Raw genomic sequence first — 18,168 nt, forward strand, 5'->3', positions numbered from 1 at the left:
ACATGTTGGCCAATATGAAGATCAAGAACCTGATCATTTTCGCCCTGGCGTTTCTGACGTCGCTGATCCTGGTGATCGGCGCGATGGGCATTTACAGCGCCAATCATTCCGTCAGCCTGCTCAAGGAAGTGACCCTGCGCGACCAGGAGAACGCCAACGAGCGCAACGCCATCCGGCTGGACATGGAAACCAGCCGCAGCCAGATCCTGCAGGCGCTGCAGCACAACACGGCCTTCGAGTGGTCCAAGCTGCACGACCATGCGCTCACCGTCCACTGGGGCATTATCGACGACGCCACGGCGCGCGCGGCCAAGAACTGGGAGCACTACCTGGGCAGCATCCAGTCGCCCGAGGAGAAAAAGCTGGCGCAGGAGTGGTACGAGAAAAGCGCGGGGCTGGGGCTGGAGAATATCAAGGCCGCAGCGGGCGCCATCAAGGCCGGGCAGTGGGACGATGCGGAGATGGTGCTGATCAAGAAGATCAACCCGTCCTACCGCGTGGGCGACGTGGCGCTGAAGGCGCTGGCGGAGTTCAGCGGCCAGCGCGCCAAGGAGAACGACGCCGCCGTGCAGGCCGGCGTGGACCGCACCCGCTATGCCACCATCGCGGTGCTGGCCGTGGGCGTGGTGCTGGCGATTGCGGTGGGCATGCTGCTGCTGGGCGCCATCTCCGGCCCCTTGCAGCAGGCCATGCAGATTGCCGTGCGCGTGGCGGAGGGCGACCTGACCGGGCAAATCGAACCGCACAGCAGCAATGAAATCGGCGCGCTGCTGACGGCGCTGGACAAGATGAAGGTCAGCCTGGCCGGCATCGTGGCCGAAGTGCGCAGCAGCACCGACACCATTTCCAGCGCCTCCGGCCAGATCGCGGCCGGGAATATGGACCTGTCCGAGCGCACCGGCGAACAGGCCGGCTCGCTGGAGGAAACCGCCTCGTCGATGGAGGAACTGACCGGCACCGTAAAGCAGAACGCCGAGAACTCGCGCCAGGCCAACAAGCTGGCGCAGTCGGCGTCCGAAGTGGCGGTCAAGGGCGGCATGGTGGTGTCGCAGGTGGTGGATACCATGGGCTCCATCAACGACTCGTCCAAGAAGATAGTCGACATCATCGGCGTGATCGACGGCATCGCCTTCCAGACCAACATCCTGGCGCTGAATGCGGCGGTGGAAGCGGCGCGCGCGGGCGAGCAGGGCAGGGGCTTTGCGGTGGTGGCCAGCGAGGTGCGCAACCTGGCGCAGCGTTCGGCGGCGGCGGCCAAGGAAATCAAGGCGCTGATCGACGATTCGGTGGACAAGGTGGGCAGCGGCGCCAAGCTGGTGGACCAGGCTGGCGCCACCATGCAGGAGATCGTCACCAGCATCCAGCGCGTGACCGACATCATGAGCGAGATCACCGAGGCCAGCCAGGAGCAGACCGCCGGCCTGGACCAGATCCACTCCGCCATCACGCAGATGGACGGGCTGACGCAGCAGAACGTGGCGCTGGTGGAGCAGGCCGCGTCCGCCGCCGACTCGCTCAGCGAGCGGGCGCAGGGCCTGGCGCGCGTGGTGAGCGTATTCAAGCTCGATGGCGCGCCAGCGCAGGCGGTGCGCGCAGTGCCTGCCCGCTCCATTGCAAAGGGGCCAGCCCCTGTGCGCAAGCTGTCCCGCGTGGCAGGCACACCGGCGGCATCCAGGGCGAAAGCCGAGGCGCCGGCGCAGAAGCCGCGCGCAGTCGCAAACGGCGCCGCCGGCGACTGGGAGGAATTCTGAGCCTGCCGGCCTAGAATTTATGGGTGATGCCGATACCCGCGCCTGACGGGTCCTGGCCCGCAGCCAGCCCCGGTATCGGATTGGCGGACAGGTTGTAGGCCGCGCGCGCTTCGTTGTTCGTGCGCGTGTAGGCCACCCACAGCTCGCTGCGCTTCGACAAGGCATAGCCGTAGCCCGCCGTGTACTGCACCGCGCCCGTGTCCGGGCCGGGCTTGCCAGCGCCGCCCACGGCGGTGGCGGCGCTGCCCGTGGTGTCCAGCGCGCGTGTCACAGAGGCGCGCCAGATGTGCGGGCCGCTGCTGTGCGTGGCGGCCAGCTGCCAGGCATTGCGGCTCAGGTGGCGCCCCGGCGCCGGTTCGTAGCGCAGCCGCTCGAAGGCGGCGCGCAGGCGCGTGCCGCCCATGCTGTAGGCCGCGCCCAGCTTGTGGCCGATGTCCGTGGTGCCGGCGGCGAAGTAGTCGCGATGCCGTTCGACTCCGTAGGCCAGATACAGCCTGGCGTCCTCATAGGTCACCAGTCCCGCTTCCATGCCGGGATTGGCTGCGCCGTTCTTTTCTTCTCGCGCGCTGATTGCGATGCGCGCATTCCAGCCCTGCCAGGGCGGCGTGGAGTATTGCACCAGATTCTTCTGGCGGCGGTCGAACGATGCCGGCGATACAGCGTTGGTCGCCGTGGCAAAGCCGTTGCCCATGATGGCGTTGGAAGCGAAGATACCCGCCGTGAAAGGGTCCACCGCGTACACGGAAACGTAGCGGTAGGGCGACTCCCATATCCCCAGCAGCAGCTGGCCGAAGCCGCCGCGCAGGCCCACGGCCGTGTTGCGCGTGAAGTCGCCGCCGCCGCCGGTATCGACCGCCACCGGCATCTCGATCTGGTAGAAGCCCTGCATGCCGCCGCCCAGATCCTCGCTGCCCCGGAAGCCCAGCACCGACAGGTCGTTCGATACGCGCTGCTGCCGCACGCCGCCGGCCGCCACGCTTTCCACGTTCACTTTCAGGAAGCCGTAGATGCTCACATTGTCCGCCGCCTGCGTGGAAGCGGCGCTGCCGGCGGCCAGCGCCGCGATTGCCCAAGCCTTCATTTTTCGTCTCCAGGTTGTGTGATGGAGCCGATGATAGACCCTTCGTTTTTCTATGTATACGGATAAATACAAATGTATTTAAAAGTATACATATAAATTTCGGCTGGTTAGAATGGAAAAGCAGATCAACCACCACACTGGAGTAACCATGAGCACCAAGCTACGCCACATCGCCATTTCCGTGCCCGATCCATGGAAAACGGCCGAGTTCTACGTCAACGCCTTCGGTTTCCGCAAGGTCGGCGAAACCGACTCCTCGCTTGCGCGCGGCGTCTACCTGAGCGACGGCGTGATGTCGATCGCGCTGCTGAATTACAAGACCGACGAAGCGGCCGGCGAGCGCGGACGGGACTTCGTCGGCCTGCACCACATCGGCATGTGGGTCGATGAAATCGGCGCCGCGCGCGCCAGCGCGGAAGCGGCCGGCGGCACTTACTACATGGGCGAAGTGCCCGTGAAGGGCAATATCTTCTATGAGGTGAAGTACCGCGATCCAAACGGCGTGATCGTCGATCTGACCGACCATGGCTGGGGCGGCGCCGTGAAGGATGTGGGCGCCGACGCGAGCAGCGCCGGTCCGGCGCTGCGCCACCCGGACCTGGTGGCGGACCGCAGCGGCATCAGCTAAGCGAGCGCGTGCCGCAGAGGGCCGCCGGCGAAATGCGCGGCGAGGTTGGCCAGCAGGACTTCATGCTGCGCCAACTGCGCTTCCGGCGAGCGGCCCGAAATGTGCGGCGTCAGTATCAGCGTGTCCATCAGGGCAGCACCCGGCGGCAGCGCCGGTTCATGCTCTATCACATCGAGCGCCGCCCCTGCGATGGCGCGCCGCTCCAGCGCCCGCATCAGCGCCGCCGTGTCCACCACGCTGCCGCGTGCGATATTGACCAGGAAACCCTGCGGCCCCAGCGCCTCCAGCACGGCCGCATCCACCAGGTGGCGCGTGGCCGCGCCGCCGGGGCAGGCCAGCACCAGATAGTCGCTGCTGCGCGCCAGTTCCAGCAGCGCCGGCACATGCCGGTAGGGCAGTTCCGGCCTGGGGCTGCGCGTGGTGTAGGCAATCTCCATGTCGAACGCCGCCGCGCGCCGCGCAATCAATGCGCCGATATTGCCCATGCCGACGATGCCCAGCCGCTTGCCGTGCACCGCAGGCCGCGCCATGCGGTGCGCCAGCCAGTGGCCCGCTTTCACCGCGCGGTCCAGCGCCGGCAGGCCGCGCGCGCTGGCCAGCATCAGCGCCAGCGCATGGTCCGCCACCGTGGCGTTGTTCACGCCCGGCGCATGCGTCACCGTGATGCCGCGCGCGTCGGCCGCAGCCAGATTGATGTTCTCGTAGCCCGCGCCATAGCTGCACACCAGCCGCAGCGCCGGCAGCGCATCCATCTGCGCCGCCGACAGGCCCGTGCTGCCGTTGGTGATCACCACGCGCACGCCGGCCAGCTGCGCAGCGCTGTTGCGCGCCAGCCGCTCCAGCGCGGCCGCATCCGGCAGCGCCGCCATGGGCCAGCGGCTCTGTATTTCTTCCACAAACGGCGCCGCCATGCTGATCAGCAGGAGCAGCTGCGGCTTCATCGACAAGTCCATTTTTCATCCTCCCTGGTTAAGTGAGGAAAATTTTCACACATTTAACTTGATATGTATACGGATAGAGATTATCGTATTCCCATCAACAACAAGGAGACAGAGATGTGGCATGCAATCGCAACATATGAACTGAAGCAGGGCGGCGCTGGCGCGAAACTGGCGCTGGTGGTGGACGAGGCCCTGTACGACGTCGGCCAGTTGGTGGAAGCCGGCGCGCTGGGCGTGGCCGGCAACCAGCCGCGCGTGGCGGCGGACCTGGACGCGGCCCTCGCTAACTGGGAGGCCGCCGCGCCGCTGTTCGGCCAGATGGCGCTGGCCCTGCCGGAACTGCTGCGTGCCGGCCGGGTGGCGGCGCTGGCGCCGCAGTCCTATCGCATCGGCGTGCCGTACACGCCGGGCCGCATCTTCGGCGCGGCGTCCAACTTCTACGAGCATGCCCGCGAGATGGGCACCGAACTGGCGCCGCGCGAAGAGAGCGCGCCGTTCTGCTTCATGAAGGCGGAGACCAGCATCACCGCCACCGATACCGACGTCGTCATGCCGGCCGATACCGAAAAGCTGGATTGGGAAGTGGAGCTGGGCGTCATCATCGGCAAGGCCTGCCGCAACGTCAGCGTGGAGGAGGCCTACGACTACATCGCCGGCTACACGGTGTTCAACGACGTTACCGCGCGCGACCTGAACCGCCGCAGCGACTATCCCTTCAAGCACGACTGGTTCCGGGGCAAAAGCCACGACACCTTCGGCCCCATCGGTCCGTGGGTGGTGCCGCGCGCCTGCATCGAGCGGCCGCAGGGCCTGCGCATGCAGCTCTCCGTGAACGGCGAGATGATGCAGGACGACACCGCCGACGCCATGATCTTCAACATCGCCGAGCAGATTGCTTACCTGTCCGGCATGCTGACGCTGAAGCCGGGCGACCTGCTGGCCACCGGCACCCCGAACGGCGTGGGCATGGGGCGCGGCGTGTACCTGAAACCCGGCGACGAGATGGTGGCCACCATCGAGAGCATCGGCAGCATCCGCAACCGCGTGGTTGCAGCGCCTGCGCGCAAGGAGGCGGCATGAGGTCCCGGCGCCTGCTGCGCCGGGCCGTCACCGCCACGGCGGCGGCGGCCGCGCTGGCCAGCGCCGCGCCCGCGCTGGCGGCGGACGCCGTGCGCTTCAACCTGGCCTGGCTGCCGCAGGGCAGCACCAGCGGCGTGCTGGTGGCCATCGCCAAGGGCTACTACGCCGAAGCGGGCCTGGACGTGAGCGCCACGCGCGGCTACGGCGGCCAGCGCACCGTCAATGAAGTGGACCAGGGCCTGTTCGAGTTCGGCTACGGCGATCCGATCAGCGTGATGCTGAACCGCGCGCAGGGCGGCAAGACCGTCATGGTGGGCGCCATCAACACGCGCTGGCCGGCGGCGCTGTGCTACGTCGAAAAGCCCAGCCGCAAGATCAAGACCATCGCCGACCTGAAAGGCCTGGTCATCGGCGGCGGCGCGGCCTCGCCGCTGCACAACGTGATCCCGGCCTGGCTCGCCGCCAACAACCTGCCGCCGGACTACGTGAAGCTGCTGCGCCTCGACCCGGCCGTGATCAACACCGCTTTCCTGGACGGTTCCATCGACCTGGCCGAATGCTGGGAAGGCGCGAACAAGCCGGTGCTGGAGCGCATGGCGCAGAAGAACGACATCAAGATCGGCGCGCTGCGCTACCGCGACTTCAAGCTCAACCTGTACGGCAACGGCATCGTCACCAGCGAGAAGCTGATCGCCTCCAATCCCGACCTGGTCAAGCGCTTCGTGGCGGCCACCTACCGGGGCTATGACTACCAGGCCAAAAACCCGGCCGACGCGGTGGAGCTGATCGCCCGCCAGCAAAAGCTGATCGACAAGTCCGTGCTGCGCCAGCAGATCGAGGAGACCAGCGAATTGATGCACGCCCCCGAGTCGTCCACGAAGAAGACCGGCTGGATGCACGACGAGCGCATGCAGGCCACCGCCGAATTCGTGAAGAAGGCCTTCAGCGTGACCGCACAGGTCAAGACGTCCGAAATCTATACCAACCGTTTTGTAGGAGAGTGAGATGGAAAAGCTGCGACCCAAGAAACTCGGACACCTGGTGCTGATGGTGCGGGACATCCACAAGTCCGCGCGCTTCTATACCGAAGTGGTGGGCTTGACGGTATCGGACTGGATCGGCGACCAGATGGTGTTCCTGCGCGCGGGCCAGGACCACCACGACCTGGCGCTGTCCCAGATTCCCGCCGGCTCGCCCGGCATGAACGACCTGCCGCACTATGGCCGCCCCGGCGTGGAGCACTTCTCCTACCTGGTGGAAGACCGCGCGGAGATCGACCGCACGGTGGAAGTGCTGAAAGCGCACGGCGTGGAGATCGTGCGCGGCATCGGCAAGCACGGCCCGGGCGAAAACCTGTTCCTGGTCTTCAAGGACCCGGACGGCAACAACGTGGAAGTGTATTGCGAGATGACGCAGATCCCGCCCGGCAGCGGCTACGAAGCCAAAGTCTGGGAGCGCAACATCGATTCCTTCGACCAGTACCGCTTCAAGCATTTCGTGGTGCCGCCGCCGCAAGCGGTGGTGGATGCGAAATCGGGCAAGAGCTGAGGAGGGCCCATGAAACGAACTGTGGAAACGGTGCTGTTCTGGGGCGCGTTCGCGCTGCTGTGGGAGTACGGCGTTGCGCTCAGCGGCGTGCGCAGCTATCTGATGCCGCCGTTGAGCAAGGTGCTGGCGGCGGGCTGGGAGCAGCGCGAACTGCTGCTGTCCGAATGCTGGGTCACGCTGCTGGAAGTGCTGGCCGGCTTTGCGCTGGCGGTGGCCGGCGGCGTGGTGCTGGGCGTAACGATCCATTTCAACGCCTTCGCGCGGCGCACGCTGTATCCCTTCATCACGGCGCTGCAAAGCATGCCGAAGATTGCGCTGGCGCCGCTGATGATCGTGTGGTTCGGCTACGGCTTCGGCTCCAAGCTGGCGTCCACCTTCCTGTTTGCCTTCTTCCCGCTGGTGATCGCCACGCTGGGCGGGCTGTCGGGCATTGCGGCCAACCTCGACGAGCACTTCCGCGCGCTCGGCGCTTCGCGCTGGGACACGCTGCTGCGCCTGCAGCTGCCGTCCGCGCTGCCCAGCTTTGTGGACGGCGTGAAGATCGCCATGCCGCTGGCGGTGATCGGCGCCCTGGTCGGTGAATTCATCGGCGCGGAAAAAGGACTGGGACACTTGATGACGCTGGCCACGGCCAACGCCCAGACGGATCTGATGTTTGCCGCCATCCTGGCGATCACCTTGCTGGCCAGCCTGCTGTACTGGGCCGTGGAAGTGGCGTCGCGCGCGGTGTGGTGGAGGGGGAAATCGGCATGAACCTGAAGATAATGAATACGCAGCATGGCGCACCCGCACCCGCATCCGGCGCCGCGCCGCAGGCGGACGTGATACGCGTGGCCAATGTGGTGAAGCGCTTCCCCGGCAAGCAAGCCGTCAACGCGCTGGAGGACGTGTCGCTGACGGTCCGCGACCGCGAGTTCGTCTCCATCCTGGGGCCCAGCGGCTGCGGCAAGAGCACCTTGCTGCGCATCGTGGCGGGGCTGGTCCCGCACAGCGAAGGGCTGGTCCAGGTGTGCAACCGCGCCATGGTGCAGCCGGTGGCGGAGATCGGCGTGGTGTTCCAGACCAGTAATATGCTGCCCTGGCTGACCGTGGAGCAGAACATGCTGCTGGGCGCCGAGCTGCGCAAGCTGCCGCGCGAGGCGCTGGCGGGCAAGGTGCGCGAACTGGTGCGCACGCTGGGCCTGTCGGGCTTCGAGAACAGCTATCCGCACCAGCTGTCGGGCGGCATGCGCCAGCGTGCCTCTATCGGCCAGGTGCTGGCGCTGGACCCGAAGATACTGCTGATGGACGAGCCCTTCGGCGCGCTGGACGCGCTCACGCGCGACCTGCTGAACGTGGAGCTGCTGCGCATCTGGCAGGAGCACATGAAGACCGTGCTGCTGGTGACGCACAGCATCCAGGAGGCGGTGTTCCTGTCCGACCGGGTGCTGGTGATGTCCGGCCGTCCGGGCCGCATCATCCACGACATCAGCATAGACCTGCCGCGTCCGCGCAAGCCGGAGCATGTGAAGACCAATCCGCGCTACGGCGAATACATCGCGCAGCTGAGCCGCATCATGGGGGTGTACTGATGCTGCCCTTCGAAGGCCTGCCGGCGCAGGACGCGGCGGCGCTCAGGGCCATGGGGCCGGTGTGGGCGGATGATATCAACCGGCACCGCGAGCAGGTGGTGGCGGCCTACACGCCGCTGCTGGCGGCTGCGGACCGGCGCGGCATCAGCGTCCATGCGGGACTGGTCTATGGCGCCCACCCGCGCCAGCGGCTGGACATCTACCGCAGCGCGGCCACGCCGGCGCGCGGTGCGCCGGTGGCGGTGTTCGTGCACGGCGGGGCGTTCATGCGCGGGAATATGAACAGCAACGCCGAAATCTACGGCAACGTCACGCGCTACATCGCCCGCCACGGCTACCTGGCGGTGAACCTCGAGTACAGGCTCGCGCCGGAAGCGCCGTTCCCCGGTGGCGCGGACGACGTGGCGCAGGCGCTGGACTGGCTGCGCGCCCATGCCGGCGCCCATGGCGGCAACCCGGAGCACATCGTGCTGATCGGCCATTCCGCCGGCGGCGCCCATGCGGCGAGCTACGCGCTGGACATAGGCGGGGCGGGCGCCGGCAAGCATGCGGGCCACGGCCTGTCCGGCCTGGTCCTGATCAGCGCGCGGCTGCGGGCCGATGCGCGCGCGGACAACCCGAACGCGGCCGGCGTGCGCGCCTACTGGGGCAGCGACGAATCGCTATATGAGCAGCGCTCGCCCGTCACCCATGCCGCCCGCCTGGACCTGCCCACGCTGGTCGCCGTCGCCGAGTACGAGAATCCGCACCTGGACGCCTACGGCGCCGAGTTCTTCCAGCGCGCGCAGCAAGCCGGCGCCAAGGGACTGCGCTTCCTGCAAGTCCCGGGCCACAACCACACTTCCATCGTCGCCCATCTGGACACGGCGGACCTAAGCTTCGGCCCCGCGCTGATCGACTTCCTCGACAGCACGCGGCCCCTATCCAATCAGGAGACTTGACCATGGCACCACCACGGCTGAGCGGCGCCTTCGCGCCTGCTGTCACCCCCTTCACGCCCGCGCTCGACATCGACTTCGAGGCCTACGCCGCGCACTGCCTCTGGCTGCAGCGGCAAGGCGCGGGCCTGGCCATTTTCGGCACCAACAGCGAAGCCAACTCGCTGTCGCTGGCCGAGCGCATGATGCTGCTGGACCGCCTGGGCGGGCGCGGCATCGATTTCACGCGCACGCTGCCCGGCACCGGCTGCAGCGCGCTGCCGGACACGGTTGCGCTAAGCCGCCACGCGCTGCTGCACGGCTGCGCCGGCGTGCTGGTGCTGCCGCCGTTCTTCTACAAGGGCGTCAGCGACGACGGCCTGTTCGCCTACTACGCGGAAGTGATCGAGCGCGTGGGCGACGCGGACCTGCGGCTTTTCCTGTACCACATCCCCGCCTTCTCCGGCGTGCCGATCAGCCTGGGCCTGATCGAGCGTCTGGCCAAACGCTATCCGGAGCAGATCGCCGGGGTCAAGGACAGCAACGGCGACTGGGCCAATATCGAAGCCATGCTGCGCAACTTCCCGCAGCTGTCGATTTTCCCCGCCTCGGAAAGCTTCCTGTCGCGCGCCATGCCGCTGGGAGCGGCCGGCTGCATCTCCGCCACCATCAATGTGAATGCGGCCGCCATCGCCTCGCTGTGCGCCAACTGGGCGGAGCAGGGCGCGCCGCTGGCGCAGCAGCAGGTGGACCGGGTGCGGCAGATCTTCCAGAAGTATCCGATGATCGCCGCGCTGAAGTGGGCCATCGGCCACTACCGCGACCAGCAACAGTGGCGGATACAGCGCCCGCCGCTGTCGCCGCTGAGCGCGCAGCAGCAGGCCGCGCTGCTGGCCGAGCTGGTCGCCGCCGGCTTCGCCATGCCGGCACTGGAGCAGGCATGAGCGCGGCCGTGCAGCGCATCGCGCCGCTGGGGCGCTACCCGGCCTATTGCCGCGCCGGGGACTACATCCACGTTTCGGGCATGAGCGCACGCCAGGCCGACGGCAGCATCGCCGGCGTGCGCCACCTGCCGCAGGGCGGCGTGGTGTTCGACGCGGCGCACCAGACCCGCGTCGTGATCGCCAAAGTGGAGGCGGCGCTGGCCCAGGCCGGCGCGCGCCTGTCCGACTGCGTGGCCGTCACCGCCTACCTGACCGACATGGCCGACTTCCAGGCCTACAACGCCATCTACGCCGAGCATTTCAACGGCCGCGCCGCCCGCACCACTGTCGGCGTGCAGCAACTGCCGCATCCGCACATGGTGGTGGAGCTGACGGTGGTGGCCTACAAGCCGCAGCCGGCCGGGGAGGGCGCATGAACGCCGCCCCGCCCCGGGTGGAGGACAGCGCGCTCGACCTGCTGTTCCGCCAGGCCCGCTCGCACAACGCCTGGCTGCCGCGCGCGGTGGACGACGCGCTGCTGGAGCAGCTCTACGGCCTTGCCAGGCTGTGCCCGACCAGCGTGAACGGCTGCCCGGCGCGCTTCCTGTTCCTGCGCACGGACCAGGCCAAGGCGCGCCTGCTGCCCGCCCTCAGCCCCGGCAACGTGGACAAGGTGCGCACGGCGCCGGTGGTGGCCGTGGTGGCCTACGACACGCGCTTCCACGAGCACCTGCCGCAGCTGTTCCCGCACAATCCGGGGGCGGGCGCCATGTTCGAGGCCAGCGCCGCGCTGGCCGAGTCGACCGCCTTCCGCAACAGCAGCCTGCAAGGCGCGTGGCTGATGCTGGCGGCGCGTGCGCTCGGCCTGGACTGCGGCCCGCTGTCCGGTTTCGACGCGGCAGCCGTCAACCGCGCCTTCTTCCCGGACGGCCGCGTCAAGGTCAACTTCCTCTGCAACCTGGGCTATGGCGACCACGCCCAGCTCTTCCCCCGCAGCCCGCGCCTGGACTTCGCCCAGGCCTGCACACTTTTATAGAAACCATGGACATCCTCTTATATATCGCGCTCGGCGCATGCGCCGGCGTGCTGGCCGGCCTGCTCGGCGTCGGCGGCGGCACCGTCATCGTGCCGGTGCTGACCTTCGTCTACACGGCCCACCACTTCCCGCCGGAATACACGCTGCACCTCGCGCTGGGCACGTCGATGGCCTCCATCCTGTTCACCTCCGTGGCCAGCCTGCGCTCGCACCACAAGCGCGGCGCCGTGGACTGGTCGGTGGTGCGGCGGCTGTCGCCCGGCATCGTGGCCGGCACGCTGGCCGGCGTGTGGCTGGCGGCGCGCATGTCCACCAATGTGCTTAAATTGATCTTCATCTGCTTCGCCTACTTCGTCGCCATCCAGATGCTGATGAACATCAAACCCAAGCCGACGCGCCAGTTGCCGCAAACCGGCGGCATGCTGGCCTCCGGCGGCGCCATCGGCGTGGTGTCCAGCTTTGTGGGCATAGGCGGCGGCACCTTGTCCGTGCCGTTCATGACATGGTGTAACGTGCCGCTGCACACCGTCATCGGCACCTCCGCCGCGCTGGGTTTCCCCATTGCCGCAGCCGGCGTGGCGGGCTATGTGCTGAACGGCTGGCGCGTGGCGGCGCTGCCGGAGCACAGCCTGGGCTTCGTCTACCTGCCCGCGCTGGCCGCCATCGCCATTGCCAGCATGCTCACGGCGCCGCTGGGCGCGCGCATGGCGCACGCGCTGCCGGTGGCCAAATTGAAAAAACTGTTCGCCTGCCTGTTGCTGATCGTCGGCACCAGGATGCTCACCTCGCTGTTTTGAAAGGATAGATGATGCAAGCCTTGTTCCCCTTCCACCTGGCCTTCTTCGTGCGCGACCTGGACGAGGCGCGCGCCTTCTACGGCGGCGTGCTCGGTTTCACCGAAGGCCGCAGCACCGGGCGCTGGGTGGACTTCGACTGCATGGGCCACCAGCTCTCGCTGCACCTGAAAGCGGACCTGCAGCCGGCCGCCGGCGCCGGCCTGGTGGACGGCGACGCGGTGCCTATCCCGCACTTCGGCATCGTGCTCGACATGCCGCACTGGAATGCGCTGGCCGAACGGACCCGCGCCGCCGGCGTGCAGTTCGTGGTCGAGCCCCACGTGCGCTTCGCCGGCCAGCCCGGCGAGCAGTCCACCATGTTCTTCTGCGACCCGTCCGGCAACGCGCTGGAGTTCAAAGGACTGGCTGCCCTGAACCGCCTGTTCGCGATATAGTGTAGGGCGGACGATTTTCACCAAAACAAAAAGATCGAGAACCATGGAAACCATTTCGATGCGGCTTTATCGCATCCTTGCAGACGAAATCATCAACGGCGCCGTCGAACCGGGCGCGAGCCTGGAAGAAAACGCCATCTCCGAGCGCTTCAAGGTATCGCGCACGCCGGTGCGCCAGGCGCTGCGCGAACTGGCCAATGCCGGCCTGGTCGAACTGCGCCCGCGCAAGGGCGGGGTGGTCATCAGCATCAGCCTGGACGAGCTGGCCGACACGCTGGAAGCGCTGGGCGAGCTGGAGGCGCTGTGCTGCCGCATCAGCGCCGAGCGCATGAGCGCCGTGCAGAAAAAGCAGCTGGAGCTGTTCCACCTGCAGGGCGTGGAGTGCATGGACCACGGCGACGAGGACGGCTACCTGGAACTGAACGCCAAGTTCCACCAGCTGATCTGCGCCGGGGCGCACAACAAGAGCCTGGCCGAGAGCATAGAAAAGCTGCGCGCCCGGCTCAACCAGTTCCGCGCCGCGCAGGGCGGGGTGGAGCGCCGCCTGGCGCAGTCGCACGACGAGCACGAAGCCATCGTCAACGCCATCCTGGCGTCCGACGCGGAACGCGCCTACCTCGCCATGCGCGACCATGCCCACCGTCTCAGCGTGCACGTGCTGGAAGTGATGCGCGAGCGCCAGGCCAGCCATGCGGCCTGAAGATACCGACCCGCTGCGCGCCGACCCGCCGCGTGCTGACCTCCCGCTGGTGGACGGCATGCTGCGCCGCCTGAAACTCAAGCCGCTGCTGATCTTCGACCGCGTGCTCGCCTCGCATTCCATCGCGCGCGCCGCCAAGGAACTGAACCTCACGCAGCCTGCCGTCACCAAGGCCATCCAGGAACTGGAGGGCGACCTGGGCGTGGAGCTGTTCGAGCGCACCAACCGGGGCGTGGTGCCCACCTGCTACGCCACCTTGCTGGGCGCGCGCGTCAAGTCCGTGATCGCCGAGCTGCGCTACCTCACCGATGAACTGAACGCCTTCCGCAGCGGCGACTCGGGCCACGTCATCGTCGGCACGCTGATATCCGCGTCCGCGCGGCTGCTGCCGCTGGCCATTTCCAAGCTCAAGGCCGAGCGGCCCGGCATCCTCATCACCGTGCGCGAGGGTCCGCTGGACCGCCTGTTCCCGGCGCTGGCCACCGGGGAGCTGGACCTGGTGGTGGGCCGCCTGCCCGAGGCCGACCTGCCGCTGGCGCGCATGTACAGCTTCCGCCACACGGAGCTGTTCCAGGAAGCGCTGTGCGCGGTGGTGTGGAGCGAGCATCCGCTGGCGCAGCGCGCCGGCATCGGCCTGCGCGAACTGCTGGCCTGGCCCTGGCTGCTGCCGCCGATGGAATCGCCGGCGCGCATCACCGCCGAGCGCCTGTTCACCGACGCCGGCCTGGCCATGCCGGGCAATATCGTCGAGTCGCTGTCGCTGCTGACCAATATCGGCCTGATGCAGTCCATGCAGGCCATCAACCTGATGCCGCGCGCCGTGGCGCAGCACTTCGCGCAAATGAAGCTGCTGGCGATACTGGAGCTGGGCGACATCGGCGCCTTCGGCCGCATCGGCTACTCGGTGCGCGAAGACCGCGCCAGCACGCCGGCCGCCGCCCGCTTCATCGCCTGCCTGACGCAGGCGGCCGGGGAGCTGTAGCGCGCTGGTATCAATTTCTGGAATATCCAGAGCCGAAGTATTCATTATATTTTATTGCCGTGTCTTTCTATACTCGTTTCCAAGCTGTACACGAGAACATAGGAGACCGACTTGAAACCTGCATCGCCAGCCCTGCTGCGCAACTACGTCGACGGCGAATTCGTCGCCAGCGCGGCTACCTTCGATAACATCAACCCGGTGGACGGCAGCCTGGCCGCCCAGGTCTGCGAGGCCGACCGGGCCACCGTGGAAGCCGCCGTGGCCGCCGCGCGCCGCGCCCTGCAAGGGCCGTGGGGCGCCATGAGCGTGCAGCAGCGCGCCGCCATGCTGCACAAGGTGGCCGACGGCATCGCCGCCCGTTTCGACGAATTCGTGGCCGCCGAGGTGGCCGACACCGGCCGCCCGCTGGAGCAGGCGCGCACGCTGGATATTGCGCGCGGCATCGCCAACTTCCGCACCTTCGCCGACCTGGCCGCCTGCGCCAACACGGACGCCTTCGAAATGGCCACGGCCGACGGCGCCGGCGCCCTGAACTACACGGTGCGCAAGCCGCTCGGCGTGGTCGGCATCATCTCGCCGTGGAACCTTCCGCTGCTGCTGCTGACCTGGAAGGTGGCGCCGGCGCTCGCCTGCGGCAACGCGGTGGTGGCCAAGCCGTCCGAGGAATCGCCCGCCACGGCCACGCTGTTGGCCGAAGTGATGCACGAGGCGGGCATGCCGCGCGGCGTGTTCAACCTGGTGCACGGCTTCGGCGCCGGTTCGGCCGGCCAGTTCCTCACCGAGAGCAAGGGCATCGACGCGCTCACCTTCACCGGCGAATCGCGCACCGGCAGCACCATCATGAAGGCGGTGGCGGACGGCGTGAAGGAAGTGTCGTTTGAACTGGGCGGCAAGAACGCCGCCGTGGTCTTCGCCGACGCCGACTTCGACGCCGCCGTGGCGGGCGTGATGCGCTCGTCCTTCACCAACTCCGGCCAGGTGTGCCTGTGCTCCGAGCGGGTCTACGTAGAGCGCCCCATCTTCGAGCGCTTCGTGGCCGCCATCAAGGCCAAGGCCGAGGCGCTGAAGATCGGCTACCCGGACGAAGCGGGCGTGGACATGGGGCCGCTCATCTCGCACGGCCACCGCGACAAGGTGCTGGGCTATTACCGCCTGGCGGTGCAGGAAGGCGCCACCGTGGTGGCCGGCGGCGGCGTGCCGCGCTTCGGCGACGCGCGCGACAACGGCGCCTACGTGCAGCCCACCGTGTGGACCGGCCTGCCGGACAGCGCGCGCTGCGTGACCGAAGAGATCTTCGGCCCCGTGTGCCACATCGCGCCCTTCGACGCGGAGGATGAAGTGGTGCGGCGCGTGAACGCCAGCGACTACGGCCTGGCCTGCGCGCTGTGGACCACCAACCTGTCCCGCGCCCACCGCGTGGCGCGCCGCATCCACGTCGGCCTGGTGTGGGTCAACACATGGTATCTGCGCGACCTGCGCACGCCGTTCGGCGGTGTCAAGCTCTCCGGCCTGGGGCGCGAGGGCGGCCGCTACTCGCTCGATTTCTATTCGGATGTGTCCAACATCTGCATCAAACTGTGAGGTCCGACATGCAACGCATCACCATCCAATCGCCCGCCATCGCGGCGCCGCGCTTCCGCTACAGCCCTTGCGTGCGCATCGGCGGCACCGTGCAGCTGTCGGGCATGATCGCGCTGGACCCGGCCAGCGGCGAGCTGGTGGCCGGCGGTCCCGGGGCCGAAGCGGCCGCCATCCTGCGCAGCCTGCAGCGCGCGCTGCCGGACTACGGCGTATCGATGGACGAGCTGCTCATCGCCCGCATCTACACCACGCGGCTGGACCTGTTCGGGGAAATCAACGCGGCCTGGGAAGCGGTGTTCACGCCGGGCGTGATCCCTCCGGCGCGCACCTCCATCGGCGTGAGCGCGCTGCCGCTGGGCGCCTCGGTGGAAATCGAGTTCACCTTTGTGCAGGCGGTGCAGCCATGAGCGCCGCCATCCAGCAGGCGGCGGACATGCTGTGGGACGCCCACCAGTACGGCGAGCCGTGCAAGCCGGTGCGCGAACTGATAGGCGAAGGCGGCGTGGAAGCGGCATATGCGGTACAGAAACTGAATACGGAGCGCTGGCTGGTGCGCGGCCGCCGGCTGGTGGGGCGCAAGATCGGCCTGACTTCGCTGGCGGTGCAGAAGCAGCTGGGCGTGGACCAGCCGGACTTCGGCATGCTGTTCGCCGACATGGCGCTGTGCGACGGCGAGGAAGTGGCGCCGGGCCGCGTGCTGCAGCCCAAGGTGGAAGCGGAGATCGCGCTGGTGCTGGAGCGTTCGCTGCCGCATGAACAGAACACGCTGGCCGACATCCTGCGCGCCACGGCCTATGCCTTGCCGGCCATCGAGATCGTCGGCAGCCGCATCGCCAACTGGGACATCCGGCTGGCCGACACCATTGCCGACAACGCGTCGAGCGGCTTGTTCGTGCTGGGCTCGCGGCCGGTGAAGCTGGACGCCTTCGACATCGCCGGCTGCGGCATGGTGATGGAGCGGCGCGGCGAGCAGGTGTCGGTCGGGGCAGGCGCCGCATGCCTGGGCAACCCATTGCGCGCCGCCATCTGGCTGGCGGATACCATGGCCCGCCTCGGCAGCCCGCTGCAGGCCGGCGACATCGTCATGACCGGCGCGCTGGGGCCGATGTGCGCGGCGCAGCCGGGCGACGTGTTCGAAGCGAGTATCGAAGGACTGGGCAGCGTGCGCGCCGCGTTCGGCGGGTTACGCCCTGCGGGCTAAGCCGCCGCAGAACCGCCAACAGCATCAAAAACAGGAGACAAAATGGAACACACAACGCAAGACGACCAGCGCTGGCCGGTCGCCATCATCGGCTCCGGCAACATCGGCACCGATTTGATGATCAAGGTATTGCGCAACGCCAGGCACTTGAAAATGGGCGCCATGGTCGGCATCGACCCCGAGTCGGACGGCCTGGCCCGCGCCGCGCGCCTGGGCGTGCCCATCACCCACGAGGGCGTGGCCGGCCTGGCCGCGCTGCCCGGCTTCGACAAGATCAAGCTGGCCTTCGACGCCACATCGGCCGGCGCCCATGCTGAGCACAACCGCCTGCTGCAATGGCATGGCGTGCGCGTGATCGACCTCACACCCGCCGCCATCGGCCCCTATGTGGTGCCGGTGGTGAACCTGGACCAGCACCTGGACAGCCCCAACGTGAACCTGGTCACTTGCGGCGGCCAGGCCACCATCCCCATCGTGCGCGCCGTGTCCCAGGTGACCAGGGTGCACTACGCGGAGATCGTGGCCTCCATCGCCAGCAAGTCCGCCGGACCGGGCACGCGCGCCAATATCGACGAATTCACAGAGACCACCTCGCGCGCCATCGTCACGGTTGGCGGCGCGGAGCAGGGCAAGGCCATCATCGTGCTCAACCCCGCCGAGCCGCCGCTGATGATGCGCGACACCGTGTTCTGCCTGGCCGACGCCGCCGCCAACGAAGACGAAGTGCGCGCCTCGGTGGAGGCCATGGTGCAGCGCGTGAACGCCTACGTGCCTGGCTACCGCCTGAAGCAGCAGGTGCAGTTCGAGCGCATCCCGGCCGAGCGCCCGCTGAACATCCCCGGCATAGGGCTGATGCACGGCCTGAAGGTATCGGTGTTCATCGAAGTGGAAGGCGCGGCGCACTACCTGCCGGCCTACGCGGGCAACCTGGACATCATGACGTCGGCGGCGCTGGCCACGGCCGAGCAGATCGCCGCCAGCGCGCTGGCAAAGTAAA

General features: G+C 67.8%; 21 protein-coding genes. 19 read left to right on the forward strand and 2 right to left on the reverse strand.

The annotated features are described in order from the left end of the window. The first annotated feature begins 2 nt into the window (after nt 1-2). Nucleotides 3-1,751 carry a methyl-accepting chemotaxis protein gene (locus tag AC07S4_RS02575; RefSeq protein ID WP_494985101.1) on the forward strand — a complete coding sequence of 583 codons (1,749 nt, stop codon included), beginning with the start codon at nt 3-5 and terminating at the stop codon, nt 1,749-1,751. Nucleotides 1,752-1,761: 10 nt separating this feature from the next. Here AC07S4_RS02575 and AC07S4_RS02580 read toward each other — a convergent pair whose 3' ends face one another. Next, on the reverse strand, nt 1,762-2,832 hold the full coding sequence (locus AC07S4_RS02580; RefSeq protein WP_494985102.1) for a porin: 1,071 nt from the start codon (nt 2,830-2,832) through the stop codon (nt 1,762-1,764). A 148-nt stretch (nt 2,833-2,980) separates the two neighbouring features. On the opposite strand from AC07S4_RS02580, the gene AC07S4_RS02585 reads away from it, so the two are divergent. Further along, on the forward strand, nt 2,981-3,460 hold the full coding sequence (locus tag AC07S4_RS02585; protein ID WP_494985103.1) for a VOC family protein: 480 nt from the start codon (nt 2,981-2,983) through the stop codon (nt 3,458-3,460). Here AC07S4_RS02585 and AC07S4_RS02590 read toward each other — a convergent pair. Then, entirely contained in the window at nt 3,457-4,413 is a 957-nt protein-coding gene (locus AC07S4_RS02590; protein WP_494985104.1) for a 2-hydroxyacid dehydrogenase, read from the reverse strand. The two genes, AC07S4_RS02585 and AC07S4_RS02590, sit on opposite strands and share 4 nt — an antisense overlap. 102 nt (nt 4,414-4,515) lie before the next feature. Here AC07S4_RS02590 and AC07S4_RS02595 point away from each other — a divergent pair, with 102 nt between their 5' ends. The 17 genes from AC07S4_RS02595 to AC07S4_RS02675 all read left to right on the forward strand — a co-directional run bounded on the left by AC07S4_RS02595 (nt 4,516) and on the right by AC07S4_RS02675 (nt 18,167). Continuing rightward, nucleotides 4,516-5,481 carry a fumarylacetoacetate hydrolase family protein gene (locus AC07S4_RS02595; protein WP_494985105.1) on the forward strand — a complete coding sequence of 322 codons (966 nt, stop codon included), beginning with the start codon at nt 4,516-4,518 and terminating at the stop codon, nt 5,479-5,481. Further along, a complete protein-coding gene (locus tag AC07S4_RS02600) occupies nt 5,478-6,485 on the forward strand; it encodes an ABC transporter substrate-binding protein (RefSeq protein WP_494985106.1) in 1,008 nt (335 codons plus the stop codon). The genes AC07S4_RS02595 and AC07S4_RS02600 overlap by 4 nt, the downstream gene beginning before the upstream one ends. A gap of 1 nt (nt 6,486) precedes the next feature. After that, nucleotides 6,487-7,029, forward strand: coding sequence for a VOC family protein (locus AC07S4_RS02605; RefSeq protein ID WP_494985107.1), 543 nt, complete (start codon nt 6,487-6,489; stop codon nt 7,027-7,029). 9 nt (nt 7,030-7,038) lie between these two features. Then, nucleotides 7,039-7,782 carry an ABC transporter permease gene (locus AC07S4_RS02610; protein ID WP_494985108.1) on the forward strand — a complete coding sequence of 248 codons (744 nt, stop codon included), beginning with the start codon at nt 7,039-7,041 and terminating at the stop codon, nt 7,780-7,782. Then, complete coding sequence (locus tag AC07S4_RS02615) at nt 7,779-8,600, forward strand: ABC transporter ATP-binding protein (RefSeq protein WP_494985109.1); 822 nt, start codon at nt 7,779-7,781, stop codon at nt 8,598-8,600. Before AC07S4_RS02610 ends, AC07S4_RS02615 begins: the two co-directional genes overlap by 4 nt. Next, entirely contained in the window at nt 8,600-9,541 is a 942-nt protein-coding gene (locus AC07S4_RS02620) for an alpha/beta hydrolase (protein WP_494985110.1), read from the forward strand. Before AC07S4_RS02615 ends, AC07S4_RS02620 begins: the two co-directional genes overlap by 1 nt. 2 nt (nt 9,542-9,543) lie before the next feature. Then, nucleotides 9,544-10,461 (forward strand): dihydrodipicolinate synthase family protein, encoded by a 918-nt coding sequence (locus AC07S4_RS02625; RefSeq protein WP_494985111.1) that lies wholly within the window; start codon nt 9,544-9,546, stop codon nt 10,459-10,461. Beyond that, the gene (locus tag AC07S4_RS02630; RefSeq protein ID WP_494985112.1) at nt 10,458-10,877 is read left to right on the forward strand and encodes a RidA family protein; all 420 of its coding nucleotides are present in this window, start codon (nt 10,458-10,460) and stop codon (nt 10,875-10,877) included. Before AC07S4_RS02625 ends, AC07S4_RS02630 begins: the two co-directional genes overlap by 4 nt. Then, nucleotides 10,874-11,476: a malonic semialdehyde reductase gene (locus tag AC07S4_RS02635; protein ID WP_494985113.1), complete on the forward strand. Its 603-nt coding sequence runs from the start codon at nt 10,874-10,876 to the stop codon at nt 11,474-11,476. Before AC07S4_RS02630 ends, AC07S4_RS02635 begins: the two co-directional genes overlap by 4 nt. Nucleotides 11,477-11,481: 5 nt before the next feature. Continuing rightward, nucleotides 11,482-12,273, forward strand: a complete 792-nt coding sequence (locus AC07S4_RS02640; RefSeq protein WP_494985114.1) for a sulfite exporter TauE/SafE family protein — start codon at nt 11,482-11,484, stop codon at nt 12,271-12,273. A gap of 11 nt (nt 12,274-12,284) precedes the next feature. Further along, on the forward strand, nt 12,285-12,707 hold the full coding sequence (locus AC07S4_RS02645; protein ID WP_494985599.1) for a VOC family protein: 423 nt from the start codon (nt 12,285-12,287) through the stop codon (nt 12,705-12,707). 43 nt (nt 12,708-12,750) lie between these two features. After that, nucleotides 12,751-13,407 carry a GntR family transcriptional regulator gene (locus AC07S4_RS02650; RefSeq protein ID WP_494985115.1) on the forward strand — a complete coding sequence of 219 codons (657 nt, stop codon included), beginning with the start codon at nt 12,751-12,753 and terminating at the stop codon, nt 13,405-13,407. After that, nucleotides 13,397-14,389 (forward strand): LysR family transcriptional regulator, encoded by a 993-nt coding sequence (locus AC07S4_RS02655; protein ID WP_494985116.1) that lies wholly within the window; start codon nt 13,397-13,399, stop codon nt 14,387-14,389. The genes AC07S4_RS02650 and AC07S4_RS02655 overlap by 11 nt, the downstream gene beginning before the upstream one ends. Nucleotides 14,390-14,500: 111 nt before the next feature. Next, nucleotides 14,501-15,970, forward strand: a complete 1,470-nt coding sequence (locus AC07S4_RS02660) for a 2-hydroxymuconic semialdehyde dehydrogenase (protein WP_494985117.1) — start codon at nt 14,501-14,503, stop codon at nt 15,968-15,970. An 8-nt stretch (nt 15,971-15,978) separates the two neighbouring features. After that, the gene (locus tag AC07S4_RS02665) at nt 15,979-16,377 is read left to right on the forward strand and encodes a RidA family protein (protein WP_494985118.1); all 399 of its coding nucleotides are present in this window, start codon (nt 15,979-15,981) and stop codon (nt 16,375-16,377) included. Further along, complete coding sequence (mhpD, locus tag AC07S4_RS02670) at nt 16,374-17,171, forward strand: 2-keto-4-pentenoate hydratase (RefSeq protein ID WP_494985119.1); 798 nt, start codon at nt 16,374-16,376, stop codon at nt 17,169-17,171. Before AC07S4_RS02665 ends, mhpD begins: the two co-directional genes overlap by 4 nt. A 42-nt stretch (nt 17,172-17,213) precedes the next feature. Beyond that, on the forward strand, nt 17,214-18,167 hold the full coding sequence (locus tag AC07S4_RS02675) for an acetaldehyde dehydrogenase (acetylating) (protein ID WP_494985120.1): 954 nt from the start codon (nt 17,214-17,216) through the stop codon (nt 18,165-18,167). The last annotated feature ends 1 nt before the right edge of the window (nt 18,168 follow it).

This window comes from Pseudoduganella sp. GW821-FHT05F09, assembly GCF_059419605.1.